Source organism: Cupriavidus sp. CuC1 (assembly GCF_044627735.1).
GTDB lineage: Bacteria > Pseudomonadota > Gammaproteobacteria > Burkholderiales > Burkholderiaceae > Cupriavidus > Cupriavidus ulmosensis.
This window is the reverse complement of the sequence record NZ_JBIUHC010000052.1, coordinates 36,830-60,945: the sequence shown is the minus strand read 5'-3', so window position 1 is coordinate 60,945 and position 24,116 is coordinate 36,830. Positions and strand designations below refer to the sequence as shown.

Below are 24,116 nucleotides of genomic sequence, written 5' to 3'. Positions count from 1 at the left end.
TGCTTACCTGACATGTCTTAGCTCCTTGCTCGTATTTGAACATAGGCTAAGAACTCCACTCTTCGGGGGCAAGATCACGGTTAGCCGGTTGGTCTCCTGGTATCGCGAAGGCGCCGATGTACAACGCTTGCTGCCTCAGTTGGCAACCTATCTTGGTCACGTGCATATTGCCGCCACCCAACACTACCTGACCATGACGCCAGAGCTGCTGCAACAGGCGAGCTTACGATTCGAGCGCTACGCCCGGGGGGTGACGATCATGCGTGACACAATGCTACTTGGCCCATGGGTCCGGCGTTTCCTGCTCGAGTACCTGATTGGCGAGCGGAACCTCGCTCGCAACACCCAGCAGAGCTACCGCGACACGCTGTGCCAACTGATCCCTTTCGTTTCAGGTCAAACCCACAAACCGGTCGACCGGCTGGCAATGACAGATGTGTCGGCCGAGATCGTCCGGGACTTCCTCTCAGACATCGAAGTCTGTCGCGGATGCAGCGTTGCGACGCGGAATCAGCGTCTGGCTGCTATCCATGCTTTGGCTCGATTCGTTGGCGAGCACAGCCCGGAACATATCCAATGGTGCACCCAGTTGCGCTGCATCCCCTACAAGAAGACTACAAGAGCGGTGGTGCCCTATCTCGACAAAGCTGAAATGGATGCGCTCCTTGCTTGTCCAGATCGACGTACATCTCAAGGTCGCCGTGACTACGCCCTGTTGCTGTTTCTCTACAATGCCGGTGCGCGGGCGGACGAGGCGGCCCACCTGACCATCGGCAACGTCGATGCGATCTCCAGCAGCGTGAGCGTTCTCGGCAAGGGACGCAACTATGGCGCCAGTGTCCGCTATGGCCCGACACCGTGCAAGAGTTGTGCAACCTCGCTGGCCAACGACCACCGCAGGAACGGGTATTCCTCAATCGCTGTGGGCAACCCCTGACGCGCTTCGGTATTCACGCGGTCGTAGAGCGTTACGCTGTCAAGGCGCGAGCCAATATGCCCTCGCTCGCATCCAAGCGCGTCAGCCCGCACAGCATTAGACATTCAACTGCGACCCACCTGCTTCGATCCGGCGTCGATATCAATACCGTACGGGCGTGGCTTGGTCATGTCTCCATCGATACGACCAAGGTTTACGCCGAAATTGATTTGGAGACGAAGGCTAACGCCCTGGCGCGGCTGACTATCCCTAGCGATCGAAAGGCGAATAGGCGGTGGGCCAAAGATCCCGCGCTGATGGCGTTTCTCCGGTCCTTGTAGCAGGCTTTTTATGTGGCGTTCGGCCGGCCGGATCCTGTCAGGATCGCGGCTCGGGCGCCGCAAGACCACATTTGAGCCAACACCACATATCGCGACAAATGTGATCGATCACACTTGTCGCGGGAAAACCGCACACCGGGTTCGGAGGGAGGGGACGGCGCCTGCCGTTTCCTACACCTATCCATTGGCCGAACGCGGACCTTTCATGGCGAACCGCGGCGTGCGCCTGCAATCCGTTCGCTTATCGCGCCGCACCGCCCTCGTGACTCGACGCGCGCGAAGACGAAGAGGCGACAACGTCCACCGTCAGTCCCACGACGATTGCCACGGCACCGATGACGAACAGCACGCGGTGATTGCCGCCGCTGCTGTTGAAAATCGCCGAATAGGCGTAGCCGGCCAAGGCCTGGAAGGCGGCGAAGACCGTGGTCGCACGGCTCCAAACGACGTTCTGCTGGGTCGCGTTGCCGGGAATCGTCTCGTGAACGCGTGCGAGCACGACCGGAACGATCCCGGGCGGGAAGGTGCCGATGACGATGGTCACAAGACCGATGAGGAGGTGGTTGCTCGACGCCGCAAGAATAGCGACCGCAATCGCCTGCACCAGCAGCAACGTTCGAAGCGCCGTGCGTGAACCGAGGCGGTCGGCAAAGAATCCGTAGACCGGGGGCCCGAATATGGCGCCCAAGCCATACAGAATCCAGAACAGCGATCCGAGGTGCGCACCCGCTCCCAGTCCACGCGCGATGAAGTCCACGAGAAAGACCATCGCCGGAACGAGACCGATGGCCATCAGCGCGTACTCGGCATAGAGGATCTTGACGATCGCGCTCGCGCCTCGGTCCATTTCAACGGCCGCCTTGTGCTCCGTTGCCTTGTGGCCCGCCCTCCCGGACGCGGGCCAGCCGAACCAGCTCGCGGTCGTCAGCACGGCGGACAAGACTGCAAGACCGATCCAGGTGTCGCGCAATCCGAGTTCGAGCAGCAGCGGAACGATCGTTCCCGAGCCTGCAATCCCGAGGCCGAGGCCAAGAAACACGGCGCCGCTGGCGATCCCCTTGCTATTGGTGGGCACGTGCGGCAGCACGGTCGCCGCGACCAGCACCATGATCGCGCCGCCGGCGACGCCGGAGACCAGGCGCCAGGCGAAGAACCACGCCACCGAAACCGGGAACGCACAGGCGAAGAACGCGAGCGTCACGAGGACCATCATCAAGCGCAGCGTGTGCGTATTCGAAATGCGGCTGGCGATGGGGCGGCCGAGCAGCGCGCCGACGAGATAGCCAGCGAGGTTTGCCGCGCCTAGATAGACGACGTCGGATGCGGCAAACCAGTGCGCCTGAATCAGCGATGGGAGCAGCGGGGTGTACGCGAATCGTGCCAGCCCAATGCTGACGAGGCTCGCGCATAAACCGGCGAAGATGTGCCGCCACATCTGGGAGCGGCTCGCCGCGAGCGGCGCGTGGAGGACTGGGTTACTCGACATGGTGAAAGCTCTCGCAGAGGGCTGCAGTCGGCGCAGCGGATTAAAGGTACAGAAAAGGCGGAGACCGTCCGCCTTTATCTTTGGCCGGGTGAGGCGGACAGCACGGCCATCGCGTGACGTGCACGTCCCACCCGGCGGCTACGATCAGGCAGGCAACTGGGGCGCAGCCGGGAAGTCCACCGGCACGCGTGTCGTTGCATGCAGATAGTTGGTCACCGTCTTGTCGCCGATGACGACAATCGCGTCGACCAGATTGGCCTTGGTCCAGCCTGCGGCGAAGAAGGCATCGACCAGCGCCGCGCCCGCATGGCCGCGGTTGGCCGCGATGTTTTTGACGAGCTGGGCCAGTGCATCGAACTTCGCGTCGAAGCTCGCCCTACCACTGCGAATCTCGAGGATCTGCTCGTCGGTGAAACCGCTCATCTTGCCGATGACCGTGTGCGCAGCCAGGCAGTACTCGCAACCGTTCACCTGGCTCACGACCAGGTTGACGACTTCGCGGGCCTTGCCGGTGATGGTGCTCTTCGCGTTCTGGAAGGCGAGGTAGTTGCCCAGCACATTCTCGGAATGGGCGAGCGTCGCGTAGAGATTAGGAACGGTGCCAAGGCTGCTCTTGAGCTTGTCGAAGATGGCCTGGTTGGCCGGGGAAACTTCGTCGCGGCTCGGGACGTTGATGGTGGTCATGCTGGTTCTCCTGGGTTGAAAAAAATAACGTGACAAGGTGGGGTTAGTCGACGCGTTATTGCGCCGTATAGCCGCCGTCGACGGCGATGGACTGTCCGGTGAGGTAGCGCGCCTTGTCGCTGGCGAGGAACACGATGGTTCGGGCGATCTCCTCCGGGGCGGCGGCGCGTCGTGCGGGTATCGTGGACAGGAAGCCCGCCTTGCCCTCTTCGCTGCCGCCGACGAAGCGATCGAGCATCTCGGTAGCCACAGGGCCGGGAGCCACGGCGTTGACACGCACGCCGGCGGCGGCGCCTTCGAGAGCCGCACTCTTCGTGATGCCTTCGACAGCGTGCTTGCTGGCCGCATAGACCGAAGCGCCGGCAATGCCGACCTGGCCTGCGATCGACGAGAGGTTGACGATCGAGCCCGAGCCCTGGGCCAGCATCGCGCGCATCTCGTGCTTGACGGACAGCAGCGTGCCCAGCACGTTGACGGCGAATGTGTCTTCGTAGTTGGCAGCCGACTGCTCGACGATCGGCCCCATCTGGCCCTCCGTGCCGGCGTTGTTCACCGCGACGTCGAGGCGGCCGAAGCGCTCGAGGGTCTGCCCGATGAGGTTGCGAACATCGGCTTCGGAGCGCACGTCGGCGCGCACGAATTCAGCTTCGGCACCGAGCGCGCGCAATTCGGCGGCGAGCGCCTGGCCCGCTTCTTCGCGGCGACCGCTGATGACGACGCTGTTTCCTTCGTGAGCGAAGGCGATGGCAGTGGCGCGACCGATGCCGGTCAATGCGCCAGTGATCACGACGACGGGTTGGTTCATGTCAGTGCTCCTTGGGGGTGTGGGGTTGCGCGTTTGCGTAAGTGAACTTTGACTGATTCCGGATCGCCGATATAGAGGGTGTATGCTCATATCACTAATTCCAGCTGGGCATATATCGAAGACCATGGACAAACTGCAAGCAATGAAGACTTTCGTGCGGGTCGTGGAAGCAGGGAGCTTTTCAGCGGTGGCCCACGAGGCTGATACGACGCAGAGCGCGGTGAGCAAACAGGTCGCGGCGCTGGAGCGCGAACTGGGAGCTAAGCTGCTGACGCGCACCACGCGGTCGCTCGCGCTGACCGAAGAAGGCGCGCGCTACTTCGAGCAGGCGCGGCGCCTCGTTGCGGAAATTGATGAGGCCGAGAGCGCCTTGCGAGTCGGTGAGCAGCAGTTGTCGGGCTGGCTTCGGATTGCGGCGTCGGTCGGCTTTGGGCGCTTGAAGCTCATGCCGCTGGTGCAGTCGTTTCTGGCCGAGCACCGCGGCGTGAAGATCGACCTGCGTCTTCACGACGGTTTCATCGACCTGGTGGAACAAGGTATCGACGTGGCCGTGCGCATCGGCGAGTTGTCGGACAGCAGCCTGGTCGCGAGGCGCATAGGGACGACCTGCCGGATGGTGGTGGTGCATCGCAACTACCTGCGTTCGCTGCCGGGCGTGATGAAAAGGCCACGTCTTCCTGAAGACCTGATCTACCACAACTGTCTCGTCTACACGGAGCTGGCCGCGCACAATGCCTGGAGTTTTACGGCCGGCCCTGGCGCTCCTGAACCCGTGGGAACGACGCGTATCGTGCGGGTGCAAGGCAATCTGCAAACCAACAGCAGTGAGGTGATGAGGGCATCGGTCCTCTCAGGCATGGGCATCGGCTATTCGCCGACATGGCTTTTCGACGAGGAGCTTGCCAGCGGCGAGGTTCAGCAGTTGTTGCCGGATTGGGAAACGGTCGCCATGCCGATTCATCTGGTCAGCCCCAGTGAGCGTCGGCATTCGGCCAAAGTCAAAGCCTTCGCCGAATATGTCGGCAAGGCACTGGATCGTGGTTGAGACCAAGGAAGATGCAGCAGACGAACAACGCACTAACACCACTTGGCCAAGCTCAGTAACGATCGGCTGCAGGGTGTGCGGGGGCGGAATCGGCTCGCCGGTGCACATCGTTCCGCCGGGCAACGCGGCGATGCACGTTGATCAGAGGACCGGCGTCGAGCTCGCCATAGAGGGAAGACCGCCTTGGGTAGCTATGACAGTCCGCTCGGGCCGGCCAGCGGAAACTGAACGCGCCATTGGTGCTCGCCTCATGTTAGCCGGCAAGCAGGCATTTGCAAATATTCCTCGGGCCTCGAACAAATCAAAAGTGGGTCTTCCGCACTTTGTGTGACGGCCGCGTCGAGGGCTTGATTTCGGGCCGATCTAGCCCTACGTTGATCGTTACCATGAGCCAAGTTCTCGGTGGGATCGATCGTATTCTCGCCCGTGTGGGTAAGCGCGTCGTCTCCAGCGACGCGCGAGGGGAGACCATCACTGTCGAAGCCTGCAGTACGGTTCGCGCGGCACCTTGTCCCGCCTGTCGTCGTTGGAGTAACCGACTCCACGGCGGCTATGTGCGCAGGCTGGAAGAACGTCCGATGCTTGAGCAGCGGGTCGTTCTCGCCGTGGAGGTGCGTCGCTTCAAGTGTACGAATGCCGGCTGCCCCCGTCGTACGTTTGCCGAGAACATCCACGCCTTAGCCGGTCGGCATCAGCGTCGAACGCGATCACAGGCTCGGGCGTTGCACGCGCTGGGCCACGCCCTCGGTGGTGAGGCGGCGGCCCGGCTTGCTAACGTCTTGGGCTTGCGCACCAGTGCCGACACCGTGCTGCGGGAGTTGCGAAGAGCTCCTGGGCGCAAGCGCAAACCACGACCGCGGGTCGTCGGCATCGATGACTGGGCGATCGCGCGCGGTCACCAGTACGGAACGATCATCGTCGACCTGGAGCGACGTGAGCCGATCGAAGTGTTCGCCGGCAGGGAAACAACTGCGGTGACGGCGTGGATGCGTGCGCACCCATCGATCGAGATCGTCGCCAGGGACCGGGCGGGGGCCTACTCCGAGGCGGTCGACATCGCGCTGCCGGCAGCCAAGCAAGTCTCCGATCGCTGGCATCTCCTGTGCAACCTGCGCGACAACGTCGAGAGGCTGCTGTACCGACTCGGACCGCAACTGCGCCACGCCGCGCAGCAAGTCGAGGTGGGTGGCGTGACCCTGGGCCGGCAGGGGGTGCTGAGCCGCACCTCACTCCGGTCATGGCAGCGCCTGAGCGATCAGCGACGCGCCACGCGGCTGGCGCTGTACGAGCGGGTGATGGCGCTACGCGCCCAGGGCGACACGATGAAAGGAATCGGGCGCGAGCTCTCAATCAACCATCGAACCGTGCGCAAGTTCGTCACCGCGGGGGCCTTCCCCGAGCGCGCACCCAAGGCGCGGGGTCCGACGCCTTTGGATCCCCATCGCAGCTATATTGAGGAACGAATCGCCCAGGGCTGTCGCTTTCCTGAACTGATCTGGCAAGAACTCAAGCAGCGAGGCTATACGGGCAGTCGCGCCGCCGTGCAGAATTGCGTGGTCCGCCTCCTCTTTCCGCAGGGCAAGGTACCGCTTGTCCAGGCACCCGTGCGCACGATGCCATGCCCGTCGGCCCGGCGCGTGTTCGGATGGCTTGTCGGATGGAGGAAGCTCGCCGTCGAGGAGCCCAGGAGTGCGGACCACGAGCGCTTCGTGCTGGCGCTGTGCAAGATCGAACCCGTGGTGGGCGAGGTCCGCAGCCTCGCGCGGGAGTTTCTCGGGCTCATGCACCGGCGAAGTCTGTGGCAGTTCGATTGATGGTTGAAGCGTCTGTCGCGCTGCGACGCCGCGGAAATGCGTAGGTTCGCGTAAAGCCTGCGCGCCGACTTACCGGCTGTGCGGGCGGCCTTCAAGCTGCCATGGAGCAATGGCCAGACCGAGGGTCACGTCAACCGGCTCAAGTTCCTCAAGCGCCAGATGTATGGCCGCGCGAACATCGAGCTTCTGCGGCTGCGGGTATTGAAGTCAAACTGAACGACCAGCCTGCCTTGTCTTGCTGGACGCTAGTCCGATCGCCATCGCAGGCGGGTGAACTCGTGCGGCCGGCACGAGGCTGGCGGGCTCGCCCACGTTCGTCAACAAGAAGAATGGTGGTGGGCGGTGGAGACGACGGTCGTTCCACGCTGCAACATCCTCCACGCCAGTGCGTCCTCGTCACACAAAGTGCGGAAGACCCATCTTTACTACACTTCACGCTCACTGCCAGGCATTCGTCGCCTGGTACAACACCGTGCATCGGCACTCGGGCATCGGATTCATGATGCCGCACAGCGTTCATTACGGGCACGCCCCCGTGGCCAGCAACTGCTCCGGGTTTGTGCCGCGGCCTTTGGTGCCCGGCGACGACAACTGCAGGTTCAGGCGGCCATCATCGCGTTGGGCCTCGCCGTCGCGCCCGCCTGCGGTGATATGGACTTTGCCGGAGTATTACAGCACTTTTTCGATACGGGTCATGATTGGCTCCTTGGTCATGCAGAGTGTCGGGGTTCAGGCGTAAGCGCCGTCAAGATAGGGGGTCGACGCTGCGGGCCGGGTCCGCCGAGGGCCCCGTGCGGTCCATGCCGGCCAGGGTACGAGCACCGCCGTAGTACGTGCGGGCGCCGTCGTAGTACGGATCAACGGCTCGCGCACCGTCCGTGAACGGATCGACAGCACGTGCCCCATCGCTGTACGGGCTGCGGGCCTCTTCCACCGAACGGGCACCGTCGGTGAAGGGGGCTCGCGCACCCACATGGGACGGTCCAGCGGCCTGCGCACCGGCAGCGGCGGCAAGCAGGGCGATGGCAAGTACGAAGCGCTTGGCATTGTTGGTAGTCATGATCGGTTTCCTTGAAGGTTTGGGTTGGGTTTCGTGCGGCCGGGGGATCGCATCATTGCGGTTCGCGGCCGGGGCCACGGAACGTATTTAAGGAGACCGGTGTATCGCACCTGTAGCGCGCAACGGCCACTTTTGTCAGAACACGTGTCGTTGCGGCAGTGTGATGCAGACAGGTACAAATCTCGTACGGAAGGGAGTTCGACGGAGGGGGCTACTGAGAGTTTGGGAGTGGTGCAACAGGGCGCGCTTTGTATCGTTTTGTATCTCGCGCCTGCGCCGGACAAGATACCTTTCAAATCGGACGGTTCAAAAAACAGGCGCGATACATTTGCCGCCAATACTCGCTATCGGAATCAGTCCGAATGGAGGATCAAATGTCTGAATCGATCAATCATCTGCGCCGCCGCCTGTTCGGCTCGGCCGCACTCACGCTGGCAGCCGCGCCGCTCGGCCTGCCTGACCTGGTACATGCCGAATCCGGGAGGTCAAAGGCGAGTCTGCCGGCTGTGAAGCCGGGCTCGCATACCCGATTCGCGACGATCAAGCAGGTGGACGCCGGAGAACTCAATATCGGCTACGCAGAGGAGGGTCCCGCCGATGGACCCGTGGTGATCTGCCTGCATGGCTGGCCGTACGACATTCACAGCTTTGTGGACGTGGCTCCGCTGCTGGCTTCCGCGGGGTATCGCGTGATCGTGCCACACCTGCGCGGCCACGGCACCACACGCTTCCTGTCGGCCAGCTCCATGCGCAATGCGCAGCAGGCGGTGGTGGCCCTGGACATCATCGCGCTGATGGATGCGCTCGGAATCAGCAAGGCCATCCTGGCCGGCTACGACTGGGGCGCCCGCACGGCAAACATCATCGCCGCGCTTTGGCCCGACCGCTGCAAGGCCATGGTGTCGGTCAACGGCTACCTGATCAACAACCGCGAGGGCAACCAGATTCCGCTGCCTCCAAAGGCGGAGCATGGCTGGTGGTACCAGTTCTACTTCGCCACCGACCGCGGCCGCGCCGGCTACGACAAGAACCGCAAGGAATTCAACAATCTCATCTGGAAGGTGAACTCGCCGAAATGGGCGTTCGGCGAAGCCTTGTTCGAGCGCAGCGCCCAGTCGTTCGCGAATCCCGACTACGTCAACATCGTGATCCACAACTACCGCTGGCGCCTCAGCCTGGCGCAGGGCGATCCGAAGTATGATGAACTGGAAAGGCGCCTGGCCGCCGCCCCGGCCATCTCCGTTCCGTCGGTCACGCTCGATGGCGACTCCGACGGCGTGGCGCCGGCAACCGACGGCACCGCCTACGCCAGGCTGTTCACTGGCAAGCGCACGCACCGGATCATCGAGGGCGTGGGACACAACCTGCCGCAGGAGGCGCCACAGGCGTTCGCGGAGGCGGTGCTCGAAGCGGACAGCTATTGAACCTGGCCGCCCTGTGCCCTCCGCGGCCTGCGGCGAAGGGCAGGGAGGGACGGTTGCCGGGCCGGTCAGCCAAGCCGGACTTCCGCCGCCAGCCCTCCGCCCTCGCGGTTGCGCAGCTTGAGCGAGCCGCCAATTGCCACCGCAAGCCGCTGCGCAATCGCCAGACCCAGCCCGGTGCCGCCGGTCTCCCGGCTGCGTGAGTCCTCGAGCCGGACAAACGGTTGCAGCACGGCTTCGAGCTGGTCTTCCGGGATGCCGGCGCCGCGGTCGAGCACTTCAATGACCACGGCGTCATGCTCGTGGCGCACGCTCAGTTCTGCCGCCCCGCCGAACTTGATGGCGTTATCGACCAGGTTGATCAGGATGTGGCGCAGGGCGTGGGGGCGCGTCGCGATGGCGCCCCCGATGTTCCGCAGGACAGTTACTGCCTTGCCGGTGTCCTGGTAGTCGTAGGAACGACAGGCCATGTGCGACGATCAGCCCTGGAGGAGGATCAGGAAGAGCCGCGATCCCAGCGTACGAGCCCAGACCCAGCCGCGCCCAATTACTGGCGTGCCTCCTTGATCTCCACCGGCATCGAGAACAGGTAGCCCTCGCTGCGCACGGTCTTGATGTAGCTCGGCTCGTGCGCATCGTCATTGAGGCGCTGGCGCAGGCGGCTGATCATGAGGTCAATCGACCGCTCGAACATTTCCGCCTCGCGGCCCTGCGTGAGGCTGAGGAGTTGGTCGCGGTTGAGCACGCGCTGGCGATGGTCGACCGGCACGCGCAGCAGCCTGTACTCCGCGCCGCTAAGCGCGACGATGGTGCCCCCGCGGTCAATCAAATGTCGCGCGGCGGTATCGAGGTGCCAGTCACCGAACTCGAGGAGTTTCCCGGCCGCGGTGATCTGCAGGTTGGGCGGCAGCATCCTGGTGCGGCGCAGCAAGGCTTTGATGCGGGCCAGCAGTTCGCGCGCTGCGAAGGGTTTGGCCAGGTAATGGTTCTGCCGCGCAAAATCCAGCGCGGCGCGAATGCGGTCAGAGCGCGGTTCCAGGTCCAGCGGCCTTGCTGATACAGAAGCATACAAAAAGGCTGGCTTCCGACTTGTTACGCCAAGTACCAATTCCTGTTCCCGCCCATGCCTTTATCCCCGGCCAATGTGCTCATAGAGTTAGCCACGAGAGCTTAGGTAGCCGAGCACGGCGCGCAGCGCCACTCGCTCGCATTGCGATGATTTATCTGACTGGAGCCACTATGTCTGTTCACACACGACTCGCAGCGCGCGGCCTGGCGCTACCGCATCCCCCGCAGCCTTTGGGCAGCTATACCGCGGTCAGCCAGGCCGGGGATCTGCTGTTCATCTCCGGGCAGCTGCCATCGCAGGATGGCAAGGTGGTCTGGCAGGGCCAGATCGGCAAGGACCTGACTGTCGACGAGGGCAAGCGCGCCGCCGAGCTGGCCGCGCTCAACGTGCTGGCGCAGGTCCACGCTTACCTGGGTGGTTTCGAGCGCCTCGATCACATTGTCCGCGTCGACGGCCATATCGCCAGTGCGCCAGGCTGGTTCGGGCACCCAGCAGTCCTGGACGGCGCTTCGGACCTGTTCCGTGACGTGCTGGCAGAGAAGGCCGGCCATGCGCGAACCATCTCTTCGCATTTCCAGCAGCCAGCGAATGCGGCCGTGATCCTGGTGGTCATTGCCCAAGTCAGGCCTGGGTGAGTGCGGCGTCCGTTGCCGCTACGTTGAGAATTTCTCGATCAGGAAGTCGACCAACGCCCGTACCCGGCGTGTGACATGGCGCGCGGACGGGTAGAGCAGCACAAAAGGCCGCGTACTGCCGCCGTAGTCCTTCAGCACCTCCACCAGCGTGCTGTCGCGCAGGTCCTGTTCCACGACGAAGCGGTAGGTCTGGAACAGGCCGGCGCCGGCGCGCGCCAGCGTAGTCCCACCGAGAAAGTCCTCTGACGCCGCATAGGCGCCGGTAGTGACAATATCCGTGTCATCCCCGCTGACCCGGAACGTCCATGGAATCCTGCGGCCGCTGCTTGGCCGCTCGAACTGGATGCACTCGTGCCGGAGCAAATCCTCCAGCGATTGCGGCGTGCCGGCGCGCCGCAGATACCCGGGCGTCGCCACCACAACCATCTCGGCATCTTCCAGCTTGCGTGCGATCAGGTTCGAGTCGTCCGGCGCGCGTCCTCGCACCGCGAGGTCATAGGTGTCATCCGCGAAGTCCACGTTGCGGTTGCTGATGTGCACATCGATCTCGACTTCAGGGTACCGATCTCGGAATGCCGGCAGCACCGGCAGCACGCGATAGTGGGCGTAAGGCGTTGGCAGGCTGATCCGCAGCCGCCCCGCGGGGGCCGCGTGCTGGCCACTGATCTGCCGCTCGGCATCCACAAGTTGCGCCAGTGCAACGACGGCTCTGCTCGAAGTACACCCGTCCTTCGTCGGTCAGGCGGATCTGCCGCGTGGTCCGGACAAAGAGGCGGACCCCCAGGCGTTCCTCCAGCCTCTGGACCGTGCGGCTGACTGCCGGCGGTGTCACGCCGGCGGCCACTGCCGCCGCGGTGAAACTGCCCAGCTCCGCGGCCAGGCAGAACAGTTCGATGCTGCCAAGCTGAAGGTCGTCGAATTGCCGTTTCATTCCTGGACGTCGGTGGCGGTGGGGGCCTTGCATCAAGCGCTGTCCCGATCATATGTGCGCCATCGCGAGATGTCGATGGCGAAGCGCGCGTCGCCAGTTGAAGTGATCGGGAGCCTACCTCGCAACCACGTCCAGGGCGCGTCAGCCTGCGTCATTTGTACGCAACGCGCATAACTGGCGAGGTCTTCGAAAACCGCAGTAAAACCCCTAGATTGGAACCCATCGGAGCCATGGGCCCCGGTCGGCAAGCCAGCCGATTCACCATGCAGCGTGGAATGAGAAATGAGTGCAGCACAGAAAGTTGTTGTTATCACGGGCGCATCGCAAGGCATTGGCGCCGAACTGGTCAAGGCATTCCGTGAGCGCGGCCATCGCGTTGTCGCCACGGCGCGCAGTATCAAGCCGTCCGATGACCAGGACATCCTGGCGGTCGCCGGCGATATCGCCGATCCGTCGACCGCGCGCCGCGTCATCGCCGAAGCCGTGGCGAAGTTCGGCCGCATCGACACACTGGTCAACAATGCCGGCATCTTTGTCGCCAAGCCGTTCACCAGCTATACCGACGCGGACTACGCCGCGGTCACGGGCATCAACCTGACTGGCTTCTTCCATATCACGCAACTGGCCATCGCCGAAATGGAGAAGCACCGCAGCGGCCATGTGGTCAGCATCACCACCAGCCTGGTCGACCACGCGATCAGCGGCGTGCCGTCGGTGCTGGCCTCGCTGACCAAGGGCGGCCTAAACGCGGCGACCAGGTCGCTGGCCATCGAATACGCCAAGACCGGCATCCGCGCCAATGCGGTCGCGCCCGGCATCATCAAGTCGCCGATGCATGCGCCGGAAACGCACGCGGCGCTGGGTGCCCTGCACTGCGAGATGCGCGACATCGTCAACGCGGTGCTGTATCTCGACGCCGCGCCCTTCGTCACCGGCGAGATCCTGCACGTGGACGGCGGCCAGAGCGCGGGGCATTAAGCGGCGCGCCTATTCGTCACTGCCCGTACTCGACAGCGCGATGGGGGAATACCTGTCGCGCCGTATTGGGTTACCCCCTCTGTGCCCGGTGTCCCGCTGGCAGTTCTCCATCAACCATGCTGAGATGACGCAGATGGACGCAAATCCCGACCATATCCTGATCGTCGATGACGACCGGGAAATCCGTGAAACTGGTCTCGACCTATCTCACCAGGAACGGCTTGCGCAGCACCGTGGCGCCCGATGCCCGGCACATGCGATCCGTCCTGGAAGCCAATACCGTCGACCTGATCGTGCTCGACGTGATGATGCCCGGCGATGATGGCCTGGTGCTGTGCCGCGAACTGCGGACGGGCAAGCACAAGAGCACCCCGGTGCTGATGCTGACCGCGCGTAACGATGAGGCCGATCGCATCCTCGGCCTGGAAATGGGCGCCGACGATTATCTTGCCAAGCCGTTCGCGGCACGCGAGCTGCTGGCCCGCATCAAGGCGGTGCTGCGCCGGACCCGGATGCTCCCGCCCAACCTGCAGATTTCCGAGGCCGGGCAACTGCTGGCGTTCGGCGACTGGCAGCTGGACACCACTGCGCGTCACCTGGTTGACCCGGATGGCAGCATCGCCGCGCTGACTGGCGCGGAGTACCGGTTGTTGCGCGTGTTCGTCGACCATCCCCAGTGCGTGCTCAACCGCGACCAGTTGCTCGGACTGACGCAGCGCCGCGAAGCGGAAGTGTTCGAACGCTCGATCGACCTGCTGGTCAGCCGGCTGCGCCAGCACCTCAGGGACGATGCCCGCGAGCCCCGGTACATCAAGACCGTGCGCAGCGAGGGCTATGTGTTCTCAATGGCCGTGGAGATCAGGGAGGCACGCCAGTGAATTTCCGCTCCTTGCCGTGGCCCCGGACATTGGGCTCGCGCCTGTTCCTGACCCTGCTGGCCGGCCTGGTCGTCGCCCATGGGCTGTCGTTCGGCGTGCTGTTCTCTGAACGCTACATCTCCGCACGCCAGGTCATGCTCGGCACGCTGGAAACCGACGTCTCCACCTCGATCGCCATCCTGGACCGCGTGCCGGCCGCCGAGCGGCCGCAGTGGTTGCCACGCGTGAATCGCGGCAACTATCAATACATGCTGGGGCCGGGCTCGCCGGGCGTGCCCGAGATGACCTCACGCGGCAAGGATATCGCTGACCGGATCACGGAAGCGAGCGGCGGGCGCTTTCCAGTCACGGTGGAGTCCGTTCCCGGCCATGGCAATCAGCTGCAGGCGCATCTGACGCTGAGCGATGGCAGCCCGCTGACCATCGACGTGCATCCGCGCTTGATACCGATCGCGCAGTGGCTGCCCTATGTACTGGTGATCCAGTTGCTGCTGCTGATCCTGTGCTGCTGGATCGCCGTGCGACTGTCGATCCGCCCGCTGGTGGCGCTGGCCGATGCCGCTGATGCCCTCAATCCGAACGCGAAGACACCGCCGCTCGACGAGACCGGTCCAACCGAGCTGGCACGTGCCGCGCGAGCGTTCAATGCCATGCGCGAGCGCATAGCCCGCTTTGTCGAGGAACGCGTGCAGATCCTGGCTGCGATCTCACACGACCTGCAGACCCCGATTACGCGCATGAAGCTGCGCGCCGAAATGGCCGAAGACTCCGAGGAGAAGCGCAAGCTGGTACACGACCTCACCGAGATCGAATCGCTGGTGCGCGAGGGGCTGGCGTATGTGCGCACCGCCCATGGAGATGGCGAGAAGCCGTCGCGCATCGACATCGGATCGTTCATCGAAAGCCTGGCGTACGACTACCAGGACACCGGCAAGGCCGTCACGATCGGGCAGAACATCGGCGGCACGATCCTGACGCGGCCCCACGCCTTGCGCCGCATCCTGACCAACCTGACCGACAACGCGGTCAAGTTCGGCGGAGCGGAGCGTGCGCCGCGACCGTGACGCCGTGGTCATCGACGTGCTGGACCGCGGCCCCGGCATCCCGGAAGACAGTCTCGAGTCCGTGCTGCAGCCGTTTGTTCGCCTGGAGCAAGTCGCGCAACCGGGAGACCGGTGGCAGCGGACTGGGGCTGGCCATTGCACACCAGCTCGCGCTGGCGATCGGCGGCTCGCTCACGCTGCGCAATCGCGAAGGCGGCGGCCTGGTGGCGCAGGTCAGGCTCGGCTGACCGGCAGACGCGTGCACGCGTCTCCTCCGCTCACCAGCCGCCACCCAGCGCGCGGAAGGTTGCCACGGCGGCGCGGGCGTTGTCGGCGCGCACGCGCGCCTGCTGGTCGCGTGAGGCCAGCAGCAGGCGGTCTTCCTCGAGCACTTCAAAGCGCGGGCATGGGCATCGACCTCCGTGGCCAGGTTCTTGCTCTGCAGTTCCAGTTGGGGCAGCGCGATGATTGCGTTCTCAACGTCCTCGGTGGCGTGCAGCATCGCCTTGCGGTAGTTGGCCAGGGCTTCGGCGCTGGCGCCCTTGGCCTGCGCCACCTCGGCGTCGACCCTGCCGAAGTCAAACAATCTCCAGCGCAGTCCCGCGATCGCGGCGGGCTGGGACGCGGCGGCACCTTGGGCGCATTGGCTAATGCATCCTAGCAGAGGCCACAAATGATATAAGACACCCCATTGGAAGCATTTGCCAAGCTTTGTGCATACCCTGGACGAGTTGAGCGCAGAAAAATTCGCATTTAGCATCGTGCCCGATGCGCCAATATCGTGCATTAGGCAAGCTCGCGAGTCGGATTACAGTGGCAGAAAATGCAATTAATCGCTGGCACTGGGCCCTCAACTGCACTGATAGTTCCACGCAGCGCCGTCTGACAACCTCGACCTTTGCAAGGGAACCCTAGCGTTGCCCACAAGGTACGTACGCCGCGGTATCGCCCGACCGCATCTCAGCGCTCGAGATAGCCGCCTCGTGTCACGGGAAATACATCGCGGCAGCATCGCCAAGTCGGCACCGACCAACGAACCGAACAGGTCGTGCAGCCCTGCCTGACGACATCCGTCTCCCCAACTTTTGCACGCTCTCGAAAGAGTGACAACTTTCCTTTGGTCTACGTCAAAGCCGACTCGCGCGTGAGGTTGTGTCGGTCCTGAAACCACTCGCAGCGTGGATGGGCGTCTGCCGCAACCTGCAATCGCCGGCTAAGACGGCTGTTTGAGACGTGCTTTCTCCGCCTTGGCCAGATAGGAGTGCAGCTTCTTAAGGTGCTCGGACATCAACAGGGAGGCTTGCTCGACCTCGCGCGCCCGAAGGTGCTGCAGAATGCGGAAGTGCGTCTTAACGGTCGTCGGCAAGGGCACCGCATTGTCCCTCTGCAGTAGCGAGGAAACCAGGTCGGTAAGGGCGCCGACCAGCAGCACCATCACTTCGTTGTGTGTGGCCCGTGCGAGGACGCGATAGTAGTCCAGCAGTTGGGCTCGGCGCTCTATCAGCTTGCCTTCCTTGGTGAGCGCCTCAGTCAACTCGATGCTGCGCTGTAGCGCGTCGAAGTCCGCCTCGGTGCCGCGCATGCAGGCGAGGCGAATGACTGCGTCCTGAACGATGGCCCGGCTCTCCGTCAGATCCTGGATCGAGATGCTGCCAAAACTCAGCAGGTCGTTCAGCGAGCTGGAGACCACGGACGAGCCAACCTGCGAGATGTAGGTTCCGCCCTTTGGACCTTTGCGCAGTTCGATCACGCCTGAACGCTCGAGGCTTCTCAGTGCCTCTCGGACTGCCGACCTGGAGGTTTGAAATCCCTCGGCGAGATCCCGTTCCGAAGGCAGCCTGTCGCCTGGCTTGAGGGCGCCGCTTGCCAGCTGCTCTTTGATCTTTTCGCAGATGTCCTCGAAGACCCGTGGCGGCCTGTCAGTCGTCGCGCTTGAATCTGGAGTTGGCACCATACCTGGAAATCGCACTGGATAGATAAGCAAAATGTGGGGCCGAGGATGAACAGCACTCTCTTGTCGCGCTGGCGCTACTCAGCAACTACGCCGGCAGCCTTGATCATGGCGGAGGTCTGCTGGCTTTCGGCTCGGATTGTATCAGCCAGCATCTTGCCATCGCCGGCTACAACGGTGAGACCCTTCGCATGGACTTGCTGCTCGACGAACACCGGATCCCTCAGCACTTCCGCTACGGCCGCCCGGATCTCTTTGACTACGGCGTCGGGCGTACCGGCCGGCGCGAACAGCGCATACCAGATCGAGCTCTTGGCATAGGGAAAACCTTGTTCCACCGTGGTCGGCACGGACGGGTACTGGCTCAGTCTGGTATCGGCTGCCACTGCCAGCGGCTTGAGCCTGCCGGACTTGATATGGGTTTCCATCACGGCGACGCTGCCGCTGGCAAGCTGCACGTCACCCGCGAGCAATGCAGTCAGATTCTGCGAGATGCCGTTGTAGGGGACATGCAGGAGTTGAATCTTCTCGTGATCGTTGATCGCGGAGAAGAGCAGGTGCGGCTGGCTGCCGTTCCCGTAGGAGCCGAAGTTCAGGCTGTCCGGCTTCTTCCTGGCCAGATCCACCAGCTCCCTGAGGGAATTTGCGGGCAGCTTGGCATTGGCCACGATCAACTGGTCGGCCTTGACCATCATGATGACCGGCGCAAAACTCGTCTCGGGATTGTACGGCAGCCTTTTGTACAGGAAGCGGTTCGAGACGACAGTCTGGTTCACCGTTGCCAGCAGTGTGTAGCCGTCTGCAGGCGCGCGCGCCACAAATGCCGCGCCAATCGCGGAGCCCGCGCCGGCCTTGTTATCCACGACGATCGGCTGCTTCCAGCGGGCAGTTAACCGACTTGTCATGGCGCGGACGAGGACGTCGATGCCGCCCCCGGCGGCGAACGGGACAATGACGTTGACGGGCTTTTCCGGATAGGCGGCCAGCACCGGCGCGGCAGCGAGCAGCAAGGCGCTGGATGCGAACAGCGTTATTTTCTTGAACATGTTGTCTCCTGATCTTCTTGTCCTGGTGCCGCCGGCAGTCCTTGCCTGCACCGGTTTATCGGACATCACGGCACGGTCGTCGCGACGCTGGCCACAATGCCCGGTCCGTTCTAGTACGCACGTGGTGCAACGGCTTCGCGTTCCTTGACGTCCAGACTCATTTCACCCACGCCCTGGATGGCAATCTTCAACGTATCGCCTGCCGCGAACGCTCCAACGCCTTCCGGCGTGCCGGTGGCGATGACATCGCCAGGCGACAGCGGCAGCACCGACGAGATCAACTCGATCAGCTCCGCCACGCCGACGATCATGTCCTGTGTTGACGCTTGCTGGCGCAGTTCGCCATTGACCCATAGCTGGTTGCTCAACCCGTGCGGATCGCCGACCTCGTCGGCCGTGACGATCCATGGCCCCAGCGGGGTGAAACCCTCAAAGGATTTGCGCATCGAGCGCTCTTCTTCCGCGACGCCGGGTTCGATACGCATGGTGGCGTCGATCAGGCAGGCATAGCCGAACACGTATTCCATGGCGTGTTCGCGCGGAACATCGCGACCCGCTTTCCCAATGATGATCGCCAGCTCGGATTCGTGATCGAAGCGCCGGGTGGAACCCTTGGGCAGGAAAATCGTACCGCCGGCCCCAACCAGGGAGCCGGGTGCCTTCAAGAAGAAGCCTTGTTCCCTGGCACTACGGCCGCCCTTGGTGACGACGCGGTCCCCCAGTTCGCCGATGTGCTTGCGGTAGTTTGCCGGCGCGGCAAATACATGCGGCGGGCAGGGCGTGGCGGGAAGCAGGCGCACCGTATCCAGGCGTCGAGGGAGGCTTGCCGCGCGGCATCGCTTGAGTTCCTCCTGGACACTGTCCCAGTTGGCGATGAGCCAGTTCAATCGCTGCTGCGGAAAAGCGTCGATACCGGCAGGCACCACCGCGGTGACATCGTACAGTTGGTCTCCTTCCACCAGACCAATTCGGTAATCGTCGAACGACCCGATCTTCATGCCAGTTCCTCTCTAAAGTAACCCAGTGATTTCAGTACCGGCAGATCGTTGACCTGCCACAGCAGGGCGTCTTGCCCGCCGGTGTTCTCATGTGCGTGCCAATCCCATGGCGCAACCGTGAAGAGGTCGCCCGCGCACCAAGCGAAGCGCTGGTCCCCGACGCTGGTCGCCCCTTCGCCGCGCATGACGTAGTAGAGCTTGCTGCCGGTGTGGCGCCGCTTCCGCCCCACAAAGCCGGACCGCAGCAGCTGCATCCGCATGGCGAGCGTTGGCATGGCAGGGCCGCCGCCCAGCGGATTGCGATACTCGAGCGCAACATCGTCATACGCATCACCCGGCATGCCCGCGGCGGCTGCGATAGCCTTCTCGGCCATGTCGAAAGGGTAGGCCAGCAGGGGGTTGGCGCCGCCGGCGCGAGGCTGCGCCCCAGGAGGCATCATCAAGCCGCTGCCGAACTGGCGCCAGCTCCGATCCGGCACCGTGTCCACCGGCTGCAGGCCATCCGTGTACGGTTCGAAGAACGTGGCTTCCAGCGCTTGCATCAGCGAGATGTCAAGGACGTCAAGCCAGATCATCGGCTGGTCGCCCCGATGCACGTGATCGTGCCACGCCCACGATGGCGTCAGCACGAGATCGCCCGTGCGCATCGGATAGCACTCGCCATCCACCGTCGTCCATGCTCCCTCGCCTTGCATGATGAATCGCAGGGCGTTGGCAGTGTGGCGGTGCGCGGTGGCAACTTCGCCTGGCAGGATGACCTGGATCGACGCCCAGAACGTATTGGTGGTGCCGCGCGGCAGGCCGGGGTTGTGCAGGCGCAGTGTCCGGCGCGGCCCACCTGCGGTCAGGTCGACCTCCTGACCGATGCGTTCCAGCAAGGGGCACAGATCCTCCCAGCGCCAATGCACGGACTGGGTCGCAGGCCGCGGGCTGCGCGTGAACAATGGGGGATCGTCTGGCTGGTGCACTCGGCAGTGGTACTTTGCCAGGTCCTGCTTCAGTGCACGTCTGCGATCCGCGTCCTGGCCGATGAGCTCGTCTGACATATCAGACCTCGGCCAGTTGGTAAGCGCGGCGCGGAACAGGACTGCCGGCGGCACTCATGCCCCGCACGACATCGACGATGCGGCGGGCATCTGCAGGGACAGTGTCGCCACGCCATGCCACCGAGCCGTCCGGTCGTACCAGCACCAGGCGGCGTCCATAGATGGCCTGGGCTTCGCCTTGCGCGATATCGGCCACCTCCAGCGGCAGACCGACCTCCGCAGCCGCCTGCGTGATGGCATCCACCCCGGGAGGATGATCGCCAAAGCGCAGCAGTACGTAGTGCTTGCCGAAAAGGTCCAGCGTGGACTTTCCTTTGGAAAGCCACACGTGGGGCGCGCGCGATCCCGGCCTCGCGCTCTGCGTGTACCGCGCCACCTCGTTGGGCGGGGCGGACGTGCCATCGGGAACGACGATCGGCGAATCCTCGTAGACATAACCGAGATGGATGCCGATGGAGAACCATTCGCGCTTCATCATCTCCGTATAACGCGCACCGTACTCACGGCGTGCCGCATCGATATGCACGTTGTCGCTGTCGAAGATGGCCGCTTCAGGCTTGACCACCCGCGGCGACAGCATCCGCCGGAGATTCTCTCCGGCTTCTGTGACGTTGCGCACCGCGACAGGCCGCTGCTCATCCTCGTAGGAATCGAGCAGAAGGGGGCCGCCCCAGCCCTGCAGCGTGCCAGCCAGCTTCCAGCTCAGGTTGACCACATCGAGGATGCCCGTGTTCATACCGAAGCCGCCTGTCGGGGAGGTCAGGTGTGCAGCGTCGCCGGCGATGAAAACCCGTCCCTTGCGGTAATGGTCCGCCACCAGTTGCCGCCTGACCCAGGGCAGGACCGAGAGGATCTCGAAGTCGAACTCCCGTCCCACGGCTCGGACGATGGCGCGGCGGATCTCTTCCTCGCCGAGCGTGCGCTTTTCGGCGTTGCCTACCAAAGAGAATCGCCATTGGTCACGGCCGTTGATGGCCACCAGCGTCGCCCAGGTGCCCTCCGGTCCGATGAAGATATAGCGGTAGCCGGGCTGCTTGGTGTGAAGCCGCTCGAGCCCGTCGCAGCGGAAGATGACGTTGGTAGTGTAAGTCAGTACGGCATCGCCCGACATGCCGATACCGAGTGCCTGGCGCACTGCGCTGGCACCGCCGTCGCAGCCCACCAGGTACTGCGCTTCGATCTGGTGGCGTGCTCCGGTTTTCCCATCCTTGACCGTCACGATTACGTGGTCACCACGGTCTTCCAGTGTCTCCAGCTCCGTCTCGTACACCAATTCCGCGACCCCCGTGCTGGCGGCAAAGCGCTGCAGCACCGGATCGAAGAAGTTCTGCGGGCAGCGCTCACGCTTTTGCGGGCTTTGGGGCGGGTAGTCCCGGTTGTAGCCGGCCTGTTCCACCGCCTCGACGATGCCCCAACGCCGGCAGAACTCCATGGTTCTGATGCCGACCATGTCCATGCGAGGCTGAGGAACGACTCCGTTGCTCCTTTCGATCAGGGTGCACTTGACACCACGCCATCCGAGATCGCCCGCCAATGCCAGGCCGACCGGTCCACCTCCCACGATCAGCACCGGGGTCTTCTGGATCATTCTGTCCCTCCATTCTTCATTTAAGCCGACGCTGCTGCCCGCTAGCCAGAACCGTCGACATGACTCGACAAAGCATTCCACCTCGGGGCATGCGCCGGACATTATTAAGTTGGTCAGACCAAATTGGTACGACCATGTTGGTCTGACCAAATTGTAGCGAAGTAGATCATTTGCGCGAGTTGGTAGAAACCCTGAGGCGACGATCGAGAGTTGAGGTGAATGCTCTTGAGGAAACACTGCGCACGTACTGGGAGCGCCGGGCCCGAGAGCCTGTTCGGCGGGGGATTTTGGATCGTTCGGCGACACCCGCAGGTTGTCGAGAATCAGGAGCACCTTCTTGCCTGCGTCGGCCGAGGAAGCTGATAAGGATATCGGTGATAAACGCGCCAACGCTTCACATCGACGCAACTTGCTCGCGCACGAGTGACAGCAGCCCGTCGAGTTCAACCGAGTGTGGCTCGGAGCGCGACACCAACAGCAACTCGACATGGGGGGGATCGCCTTCGAGCGGCCGGGGGCAGATCGCGCCGCCTGTCAGGGATGCGGCATACCCAGCCACATGCCAACGAGGTTGGGATTCAGAAGGATGTTGGTGGCGACCTGTACGACGTTGTGTGGCGGTATTCAAGCGGCAGCTCGTCGTCGTGCTCGACAAGGGAGACAAAGTCCTCGATGGCCTGAAGTTCCCCAGCCGCGGTGATTAGCGGCGCAATCTCAGGCAGGATCCGCCCGGACAGTAGGCCGAAGCCCCCAACCTGGCGCGGCTGCGTCAGCGCCAGGCCGGCGCTCATGATGCCGCACTGGCTGAAACTTGCGATGACAGTCTGCCGTGGCGCTACGCCGAAAGCTTCCTGCTGGGAGCTGACCAGGCGCAGCAGCTGCTGCCGGCTCGTCTCCGCGTGCGCAGAATCAATGCTGGGACCGGCCGGACCGAACCGGACCTGGAACCAGCCGAAAGGCAGATGCTGTACCGCTCGGAAGTGATCGCCGACGCGCTGTACCGGCGCATGGGACCCTTCGCGATACGGGACCTGCGACACGGCGTGGCAGCCGGCCGTTTCCGGCTGGATGATGCGGAGCTGGTATGGCGCCTCACTGTTGAGGACCGTTAATTCTGCGAGCGGCGCCCACTATATCTGCGAGCAATCACACTGGCATAACACATTGATTTGTAAGGGAGAGATGTCGGTTTATGGCGATATGCGCCGTTGCGTAGAGGCAACGGCCTTTCCCGCGCAGGGCCACAAATTCCGCGACTGTGGCTCGGCGGATCGGTGATTCTGCGAATGCGCGAACGCCTATTGCGTGATGGTAGGCAGGCGCTTCATAGCTTGCGAATGGTGAAGGGTACCGGGGCAGGGATGTCCCTTTGGTCGAGCCGCGTATTGGCTGAGCGAAAGATCCTAGAAATAAGGGGGCATTTGTGCGACCCCCGGCCACATGATGATCTGCGGGGCGGAGCTTACCTCTTCGAAGGGCACGCGAGCGTCAGCCGGACAGAGGACGTCCTTCCCCTTCGTCGTACCGATCCTGCTTGGTCGAAAGCCACATTCGCAGAATTAATGGGCGCCATTCGCAGAATTAACGCTCCTCAACAGCCGTTCATGTCATCAAATATCAGCAGCCGCAAAACCAGATGGGTTGACCTCGGTAAAGCGGGAGAGGTTGCTCAGGCCGGCAACCGATTCCGAATTGAATGTTGTGTTGCGGGTCGTCAGCGCCCACGCCATGCGTGCCAGCTTGTTCGCCAGTGCGCAGGCAACCACGTTGGAGTGCCGTCGTGTCAGCAAGGCACGGACCCAGACGGCGAGCCAACCGGATTGCCGGTCGAGTTGCCGCATGTAAGCCCGCGCGCACAGAACCAGTAGGCGCCGTCGCTGATTCCAAGCAGATTGGCCCGCCCACCAGTGCTGTACTGCTTCGGTACCAGAATGAAAGCGGACGGCCGTCAACTGGGAAAGCGGCCAGCAGCACAGCTCCGAGCAGAATTGTCTCTCCCCAAGGCCGGCTTGTTGCCACGCATTGAGCCATATCCAGGCCGTGCCGTGGCCAAGCTTGAGCTCATCGTCGACCCACTGCGATCCGACATAGCGTGCCGGCACGAAGCCGGCGAGCCTTATCCGGTTCCATAAGCGGATCTCGACCGGCCGCCAGATGCGGTCGAGCAGATAGCCGGGGGGCGGGAAGGTCATGGCGCTCATCATCTCGAGCGGGATCCAGAAATAGTTTCCCCCGAGGAACACCTCGCAGATCGGCCCGAGCCGCCCGCCGCTATGACATGACCTTCGGTCTGGCCATTGCTCCATTGCAGCCTGAAGGCCGCCCGCACAGCCGGTAAGTCGGCGCGCAGGCTTTGCGCGAACCGACGCATTTCCACAGCG

Annotated in this window: 17 protein-coding genes and 10 pseudogenes; 10 read left to right on the top strand and 17 right to left on the bottom strand. The window is 63.3% G+C overall.

All coding sequences use genetic code 11. From position 1 onward, the window contains the following. Both ACGLHR_RS22350 and ACGLHR_RS22345 read left to right on the top strand, forming a co-directional pair. Positions 1-937, top strand: a 937-nt coding sequence (locus tag ACGLHR_RS22350) for a site-specific integrase (RefSeq protein WP_400096406.1), incomplete at its 5' end; no start/stop codon positions are given. Then, complete coding sequence (locus ACGLHR_RS22345; protein WP_400096405.1) at positions 859-1,257, top strand: tyrosine-type recombinase/integrase; 399 nt, start codon at positions 859-861, stop codon at positions 1,255-1,257. The genes ACGLHR_RS22350 and ACGLHR_RS22345, both read left to right, overlap by 79 nt. A gap of 241 nt (positions 1,258-1,498) precedes the next feature. Here ACGLHR_RS22345 and ACGLHR_RS22340 read toward each other — a convergent pair whose 3' ends face one another. The 3 genes from ACGLHR_RS22340 to ACGLHR_RS22330 form a co-directional block, all read right to left on the bottom strand. Continuing rightward, positions 1,499-2,743: a YbfB/YjiJ family MFS transporter gene (locus ACGLHR_RS22340; protein WP_400096404.1), complete on the bottom strand. Its 1,245-nt coding sequence runs from the start codon at positions 2,741-2,743 to the stop codon at positions 1,499-1,501. 144 nt (positions 2,744-2,887) lie between these two features. Beyond that, positions 2,888-3,427, bottom strand: a complete 540-nt coding sequence (locus ACGLHR_RS22335) for a carboxymuconolactone decarboxylase family protein (protein WP_400096403.1) — start codon at positions 3,425-3,427, stop codon at positions 2,888-2,890. 55 nt (positions 3,428-3,482) lie between these two features. Beyond that, on the bottom strand, positions 3,483-4,232 hold the full coding sequence (locus ACGLHR_RS22330; protein ID WP_400096402.1) for an SDR family NAD(P)-dependent oxidoreductase: 750 nt from the start codon (positions 4,230-4,232) through the stop codon (positions 3,483-3,485). A 124-nt stretch (positions 4,233-4,356) separates the two neighbouring features. On the opposite strand from ACGLHR_RS22330, the gene ACGLHR_RS22325 reads away from it, so the two are divergent. The 3 genes from ACGLHR_RS22325 (at position 4,357) to ACGLHR_RS22315 (ending at position 7,307) form a co-directional block, all read left to right on the top strand. After that, positions 4,357-5,277 carry a LysR family transcriptional regulator gene (locus ACGLHR_RS22325; protein WP_400096401.1) on the top strand — a complete coding sequence of 307 codons (921 nt, stop codon included), beginning with the start codon at positions 4,357-4,359 and terminating at the stop codon, positions 5,275-5,277. A gap of 386 nt (positions 5,278-5,663) precedes the next feature. Beyond that, the gene (locus tag ACGLHR_RS22320; protein ID WP_400096400.1) at positions 5,664-7,091 is read left to right on the top strand and encodes an ISL3 family transposase; all 1,428 of its coding nucleotides are present in this window, start codon (positions 5,664-5,666) and stop codon (positions 7,089-7,091) included. 57 nt (positions 7,092-7,148) lie between these two features. Then, a complete protein-coding gene (locus ACGLHR_RS22315) occupies positions 7,149-7,307 on the top strand; it encodes a transposase (protein WP_400096408.1) in 159 nt (52 codons plus the stop codon). A gap of 315 nt (positions 7,308-7,622) precedes the next feature. Here ACGLHR_RS22315 and ACGLHR_RS22310 read toward each other — a convergent pair. Both ACGLHR_RS22310 and ACGLHR_RS22305 read right to left on the bottom strand, forming a co-directional pair. Continuing rightward, a pseudogene (locus tag ACGLHR_RS22310) lies at positions 7,623-7,787 on the bottom strand (peroxiredoxin); the annotation flags it as partial. A 33-nt stretch (positions 7,788-7,820) separates the two neighbouring features. Continuing rightward, positions 7,821-8,151 (bottom strand): annotated as a pseudogene (locus ACGLHR_RS22305) (hydroxyquinol 1,2-dioxygenase). Between the two features lie 374 nt (positions 8,152-8,525). Between ACGLHR_RS22305 and ACGLHR_RS22300 the strand changes: the two are divergent. After that, positions 8,526-9,575: an alpha/beta fold hydrolase gene (locus tag ACGLHR_RS22300; RefSeq protein WP_400096399.1), complete on the top strand. Its 1,050-nt coding sequence runs from the start codon at positions 8,526-8,528 to the stop codon at positions 9,573-9,575. Between the two features lie 65 nt (positions 9,576-9,640). Here ACGLHR_RS22300 and ACGLHR_RS22295 read toward each other — a convergent pair. Continuing rightward, positions 9,641-10,027: pseudogene (locus ACGLHR_RS22295) on the bottom strand (sensor histidine kinase); the annotation flags it as partial. Positions 10,028-10,119: 92 nt separating this feature from the next. Further along, positions 10,120-10,554 (bottom strand): annotated as a pseudogene (locus tag ACGLHR_RS22290) (winged helix-turn-helix domain-containing protein); the annotation flags it as partial. Positions 10,555-10,811: 257 nt separating this feature from the next. On the opposite strand from ACGLHR_RS22290, the gene ACGLHR_RS22285 reads away from it, so the two are divergent. Next, positions 10,812-11,276: a RidA family protein gene (locus ACGLHR_RS22285; protein ID WP_400096398.1), complete on the top strand. Its 465-nt coding sequence runs from the start codon at positions 10,812-10,814 to the stop codon at positions 11,274-11,276. An 18-nt stretch (positions 11,277-11,294) separates the two neighbouring features. On the opposite strand, the pseudogene ACGLHR_RS22280 reads toward ACGLHR_RS22285, so the two are convergent. Then, a pseudogene (locus tag ACGLHR_RS22280) lies at positions 11,295-12,207 on the bottom strand (LysR substrate-binding domain-containing protein). 282 nt (positions 12,208-12,489) lie between these two features. On the opposite strand from ACGLHR_RS22280, the gene ACGLHR_RS22275 reads away from it, so the two are divergent. From ACGLHR_RS22275 to ACGLHR_RS22265, 3 genes and pseudogenes are all read left to right on the top strand, one after another. Next, positions 12,490-13,185, top strand: a complete 696-nt coding sequence (locus ACGLHR_RS22275; RefSeq protein ID WP_400096397.1) for an SDR family NAD(P)-dependent oxidoreductase — start codon at positions 12,490-12,492, stop codon at positions 13,183-13,185. A 133-nt stretch (positions 13,186-13,318) separates the two neighbouring features. Continuing rightward, a pseudogene (locus ACGLHR_RS22270) lies at positions 13,319-14,063 on the top strand (response regulator). Then, positions 14,060-15,354: pseudogene (locus tag ACGLHR_RS22265) on the top strand (ATP-binding protein). Before ACGLHR_RS22270 ends, ACGLHR_RS22265 begins: the two co-directional pseudogenes overlap by 4 nt. 30 nt (positions 15,355-15,384) lie before the next feature. Here the strand turns inward: ACGLHR_RS22265 and ACGLHR_RS22260 are convergent. The 9 genes and pseudogenes from ACGLHR_RS22260 to ACGLHR_RS22220 form a co-directional block, all read right to left on the bottom strand. Further along, a pseudogene (locus ACGLHR_RS22260) lies at positions 15,385-15,737 on the bottom strand (TolC family protein); the annotation flags it as partial. Positions 15,738-16,319: 582 nt separating this feature from the next. Next, a complete protein-coding gene (locus tag ACGLHR_RS22255; RefSeq protein ID WP_052279582.1) occupies positions 16,320-17,060 on the bottom strand; it encodes a FadR/GntR family transcriptional regulator in 741 nt (246 codons plus the stop codon). A 74-nt stretch (positions 17,061-17,134) separates the two neighbouring features. Further along, positions 17,135-18,067, bottom strand: a complete 933-nt coding sequence (locus tag ACGLHR_RS22250; RefSeq protein WP_400096396.1) for a Bug family tripartite tricarboxylate transporter substrate binding protein — start codon at positions 18,065-18,067, stop codon at positions 17,135-17,137. Between the two features lie 146 nt (positions 18,068-18,213). Continuing rightward, positions 18,214-19,101, bottom strand: coding sequence for a fumarylacetoacetate hydrolase family protein (locus ACGLHR_RS22245; protein WP_400096395.1), 888 nt, complete (start codon positions 19,099-19,101; stop codon positions 18,214-18,216). Next, a complete protein-coding gene (locus tag ACGLHR_RS22240) occupies positions 19,098-20,147 on the bottom strand; it encodes a cupin domain-containing protein (RefSeq protein WP_400096394.1) in 1,050 nt (349 codons plus the stop codon). The genes ACGLHR_RS22245 and ACGLHR_RS22240 overlap by 4 nt, the downstream gene beginning before the upstream one ends. Before the next feature lies 1 nt (position 20,148). Beyond that, a complete protein-coding gene (locus tag ACGLHR_RS22235) occupies positions 20,149-21,735 on the bottom strand; it encodes an FAD-dependent oxidoreductase (protein ID WP_400096393.1) in 1,587 nt (528 codons plus the stop codon). A 578-nt stretch (positions 21,736-22,313) separates the two neighbouring features. Continuing rightward, positions 22,314-22,775: an alpha/beta hydrolase gene (locus ACGLHR_RS22230; protein ID WP_400096392.1), complete on the bottom strand. Its 462-nt coding sequence runs from the start codon at positions 22,773-22,775 to the stop codon at positions 22,314-22,316. Between the two features lie 570 nt (positions 22,776-23,345). Beyond that, positions 23,346-23,665 (bottom strand): annotated as a pseudogene (locus ACGLHR_RS22225) (hypothetical protein); the annotation flags it as partial. Positions 23,666-23,687: 22 nt separating this feature from the next. After that, positions 23,688-24,041 (bottom strand): annotated as a pseudogene (locus ACGLHR_RS22220) (type VI secretion system accessory protein TagJ); the annotation flags it as partial. Positions 24,042-24,116: the final 75 nt, after the last annotated feature.

Coding starts and splice junctions, on each gene's coding strand:
- ACGLHR_RS22240 (WP_400096394.1), bottom strand. CDS start 20,147: ATGTCAGACGAGCTCATCGGCCAGGACGCGGATCGCAGACGTGCACTG.
- ACGLHR_RS22335 (WP_400096403.1), bottom strand. CDS start 3,427: ATGACCACCATCAACGTCCCGAGCCGCGACGAAGTTTCCCCGGCCAAC.
- ACGLHR_RS22340 (WP_400096404.1), bottom strand. CDS start 2,743: ATGTCGAGTAACCCAGTCCTCCACGCGCCGCTCGCGGCGAGCCGCTCC.
- ACGLHR_RS22255 (WP_052279582.1), bottom strand. CDS start 17,060: ATGGTGCCAACTCCAGATTCAAGCGCGACGACTGACAGGCCGCCACGG.
- ACGLHR_RS22330 (WP_400096402.1), bottom strand. CDS start 4,232: ATGAACCAACCCGTCGTCGTGATCACTGGCGCATTGACCGGCATCGGT.
- ACGLHR_RS22285 (WP_400096398.1), top strand. CDS start 10,812: ATGTCTGTTCACACACGACTCGCAGCGCGCGGCCTGGCGCTACCGCAT.
- ACGLHR_RS22300 (WP_400096399.1), top strand. CDS start 8,526: ATGTCTGAATCGATCAATCATCTGCGCCGCCGCCTGTTCGGCTCGGCC.
- ACGLHR_RS22325 (WP_400096401.1), top strand. CDS start 4,357: ATGGACAAACTGCAAGCAATGAAGACTTTCGTGCGGGTCGTGGAAGCA.
- ACGLHR_RS22320 (WP_400096400.1), top strand. CDS start 5,664: ATGAGCCAAGTTCTCGGTGGGATCGATCGTATTCTCGCCCGTGTGGGT.
- ACGLHR_RS22235 (WP_400096393.1), bottom strand. CDS start 21,735: ATGATCCAGAAGACCCCGGTGCTGATCGTGGGAGGTGGACCGGTCGGC.
- ACGLHR_RS22275 (WP_400096397.1), top strand. CDS start 12,490: ATGAGTGCAGCACAGAAAGTTGTTGTTATCACGGGCGCATCGCAAGGC.
- ACGLHR_RS22245 (WP_400096395.1), bottom strand. CDS start 19,101: ATGAAGATCGGGTCGTTCGACGATTACCGAATTGGTCTGGTGGAAGGA.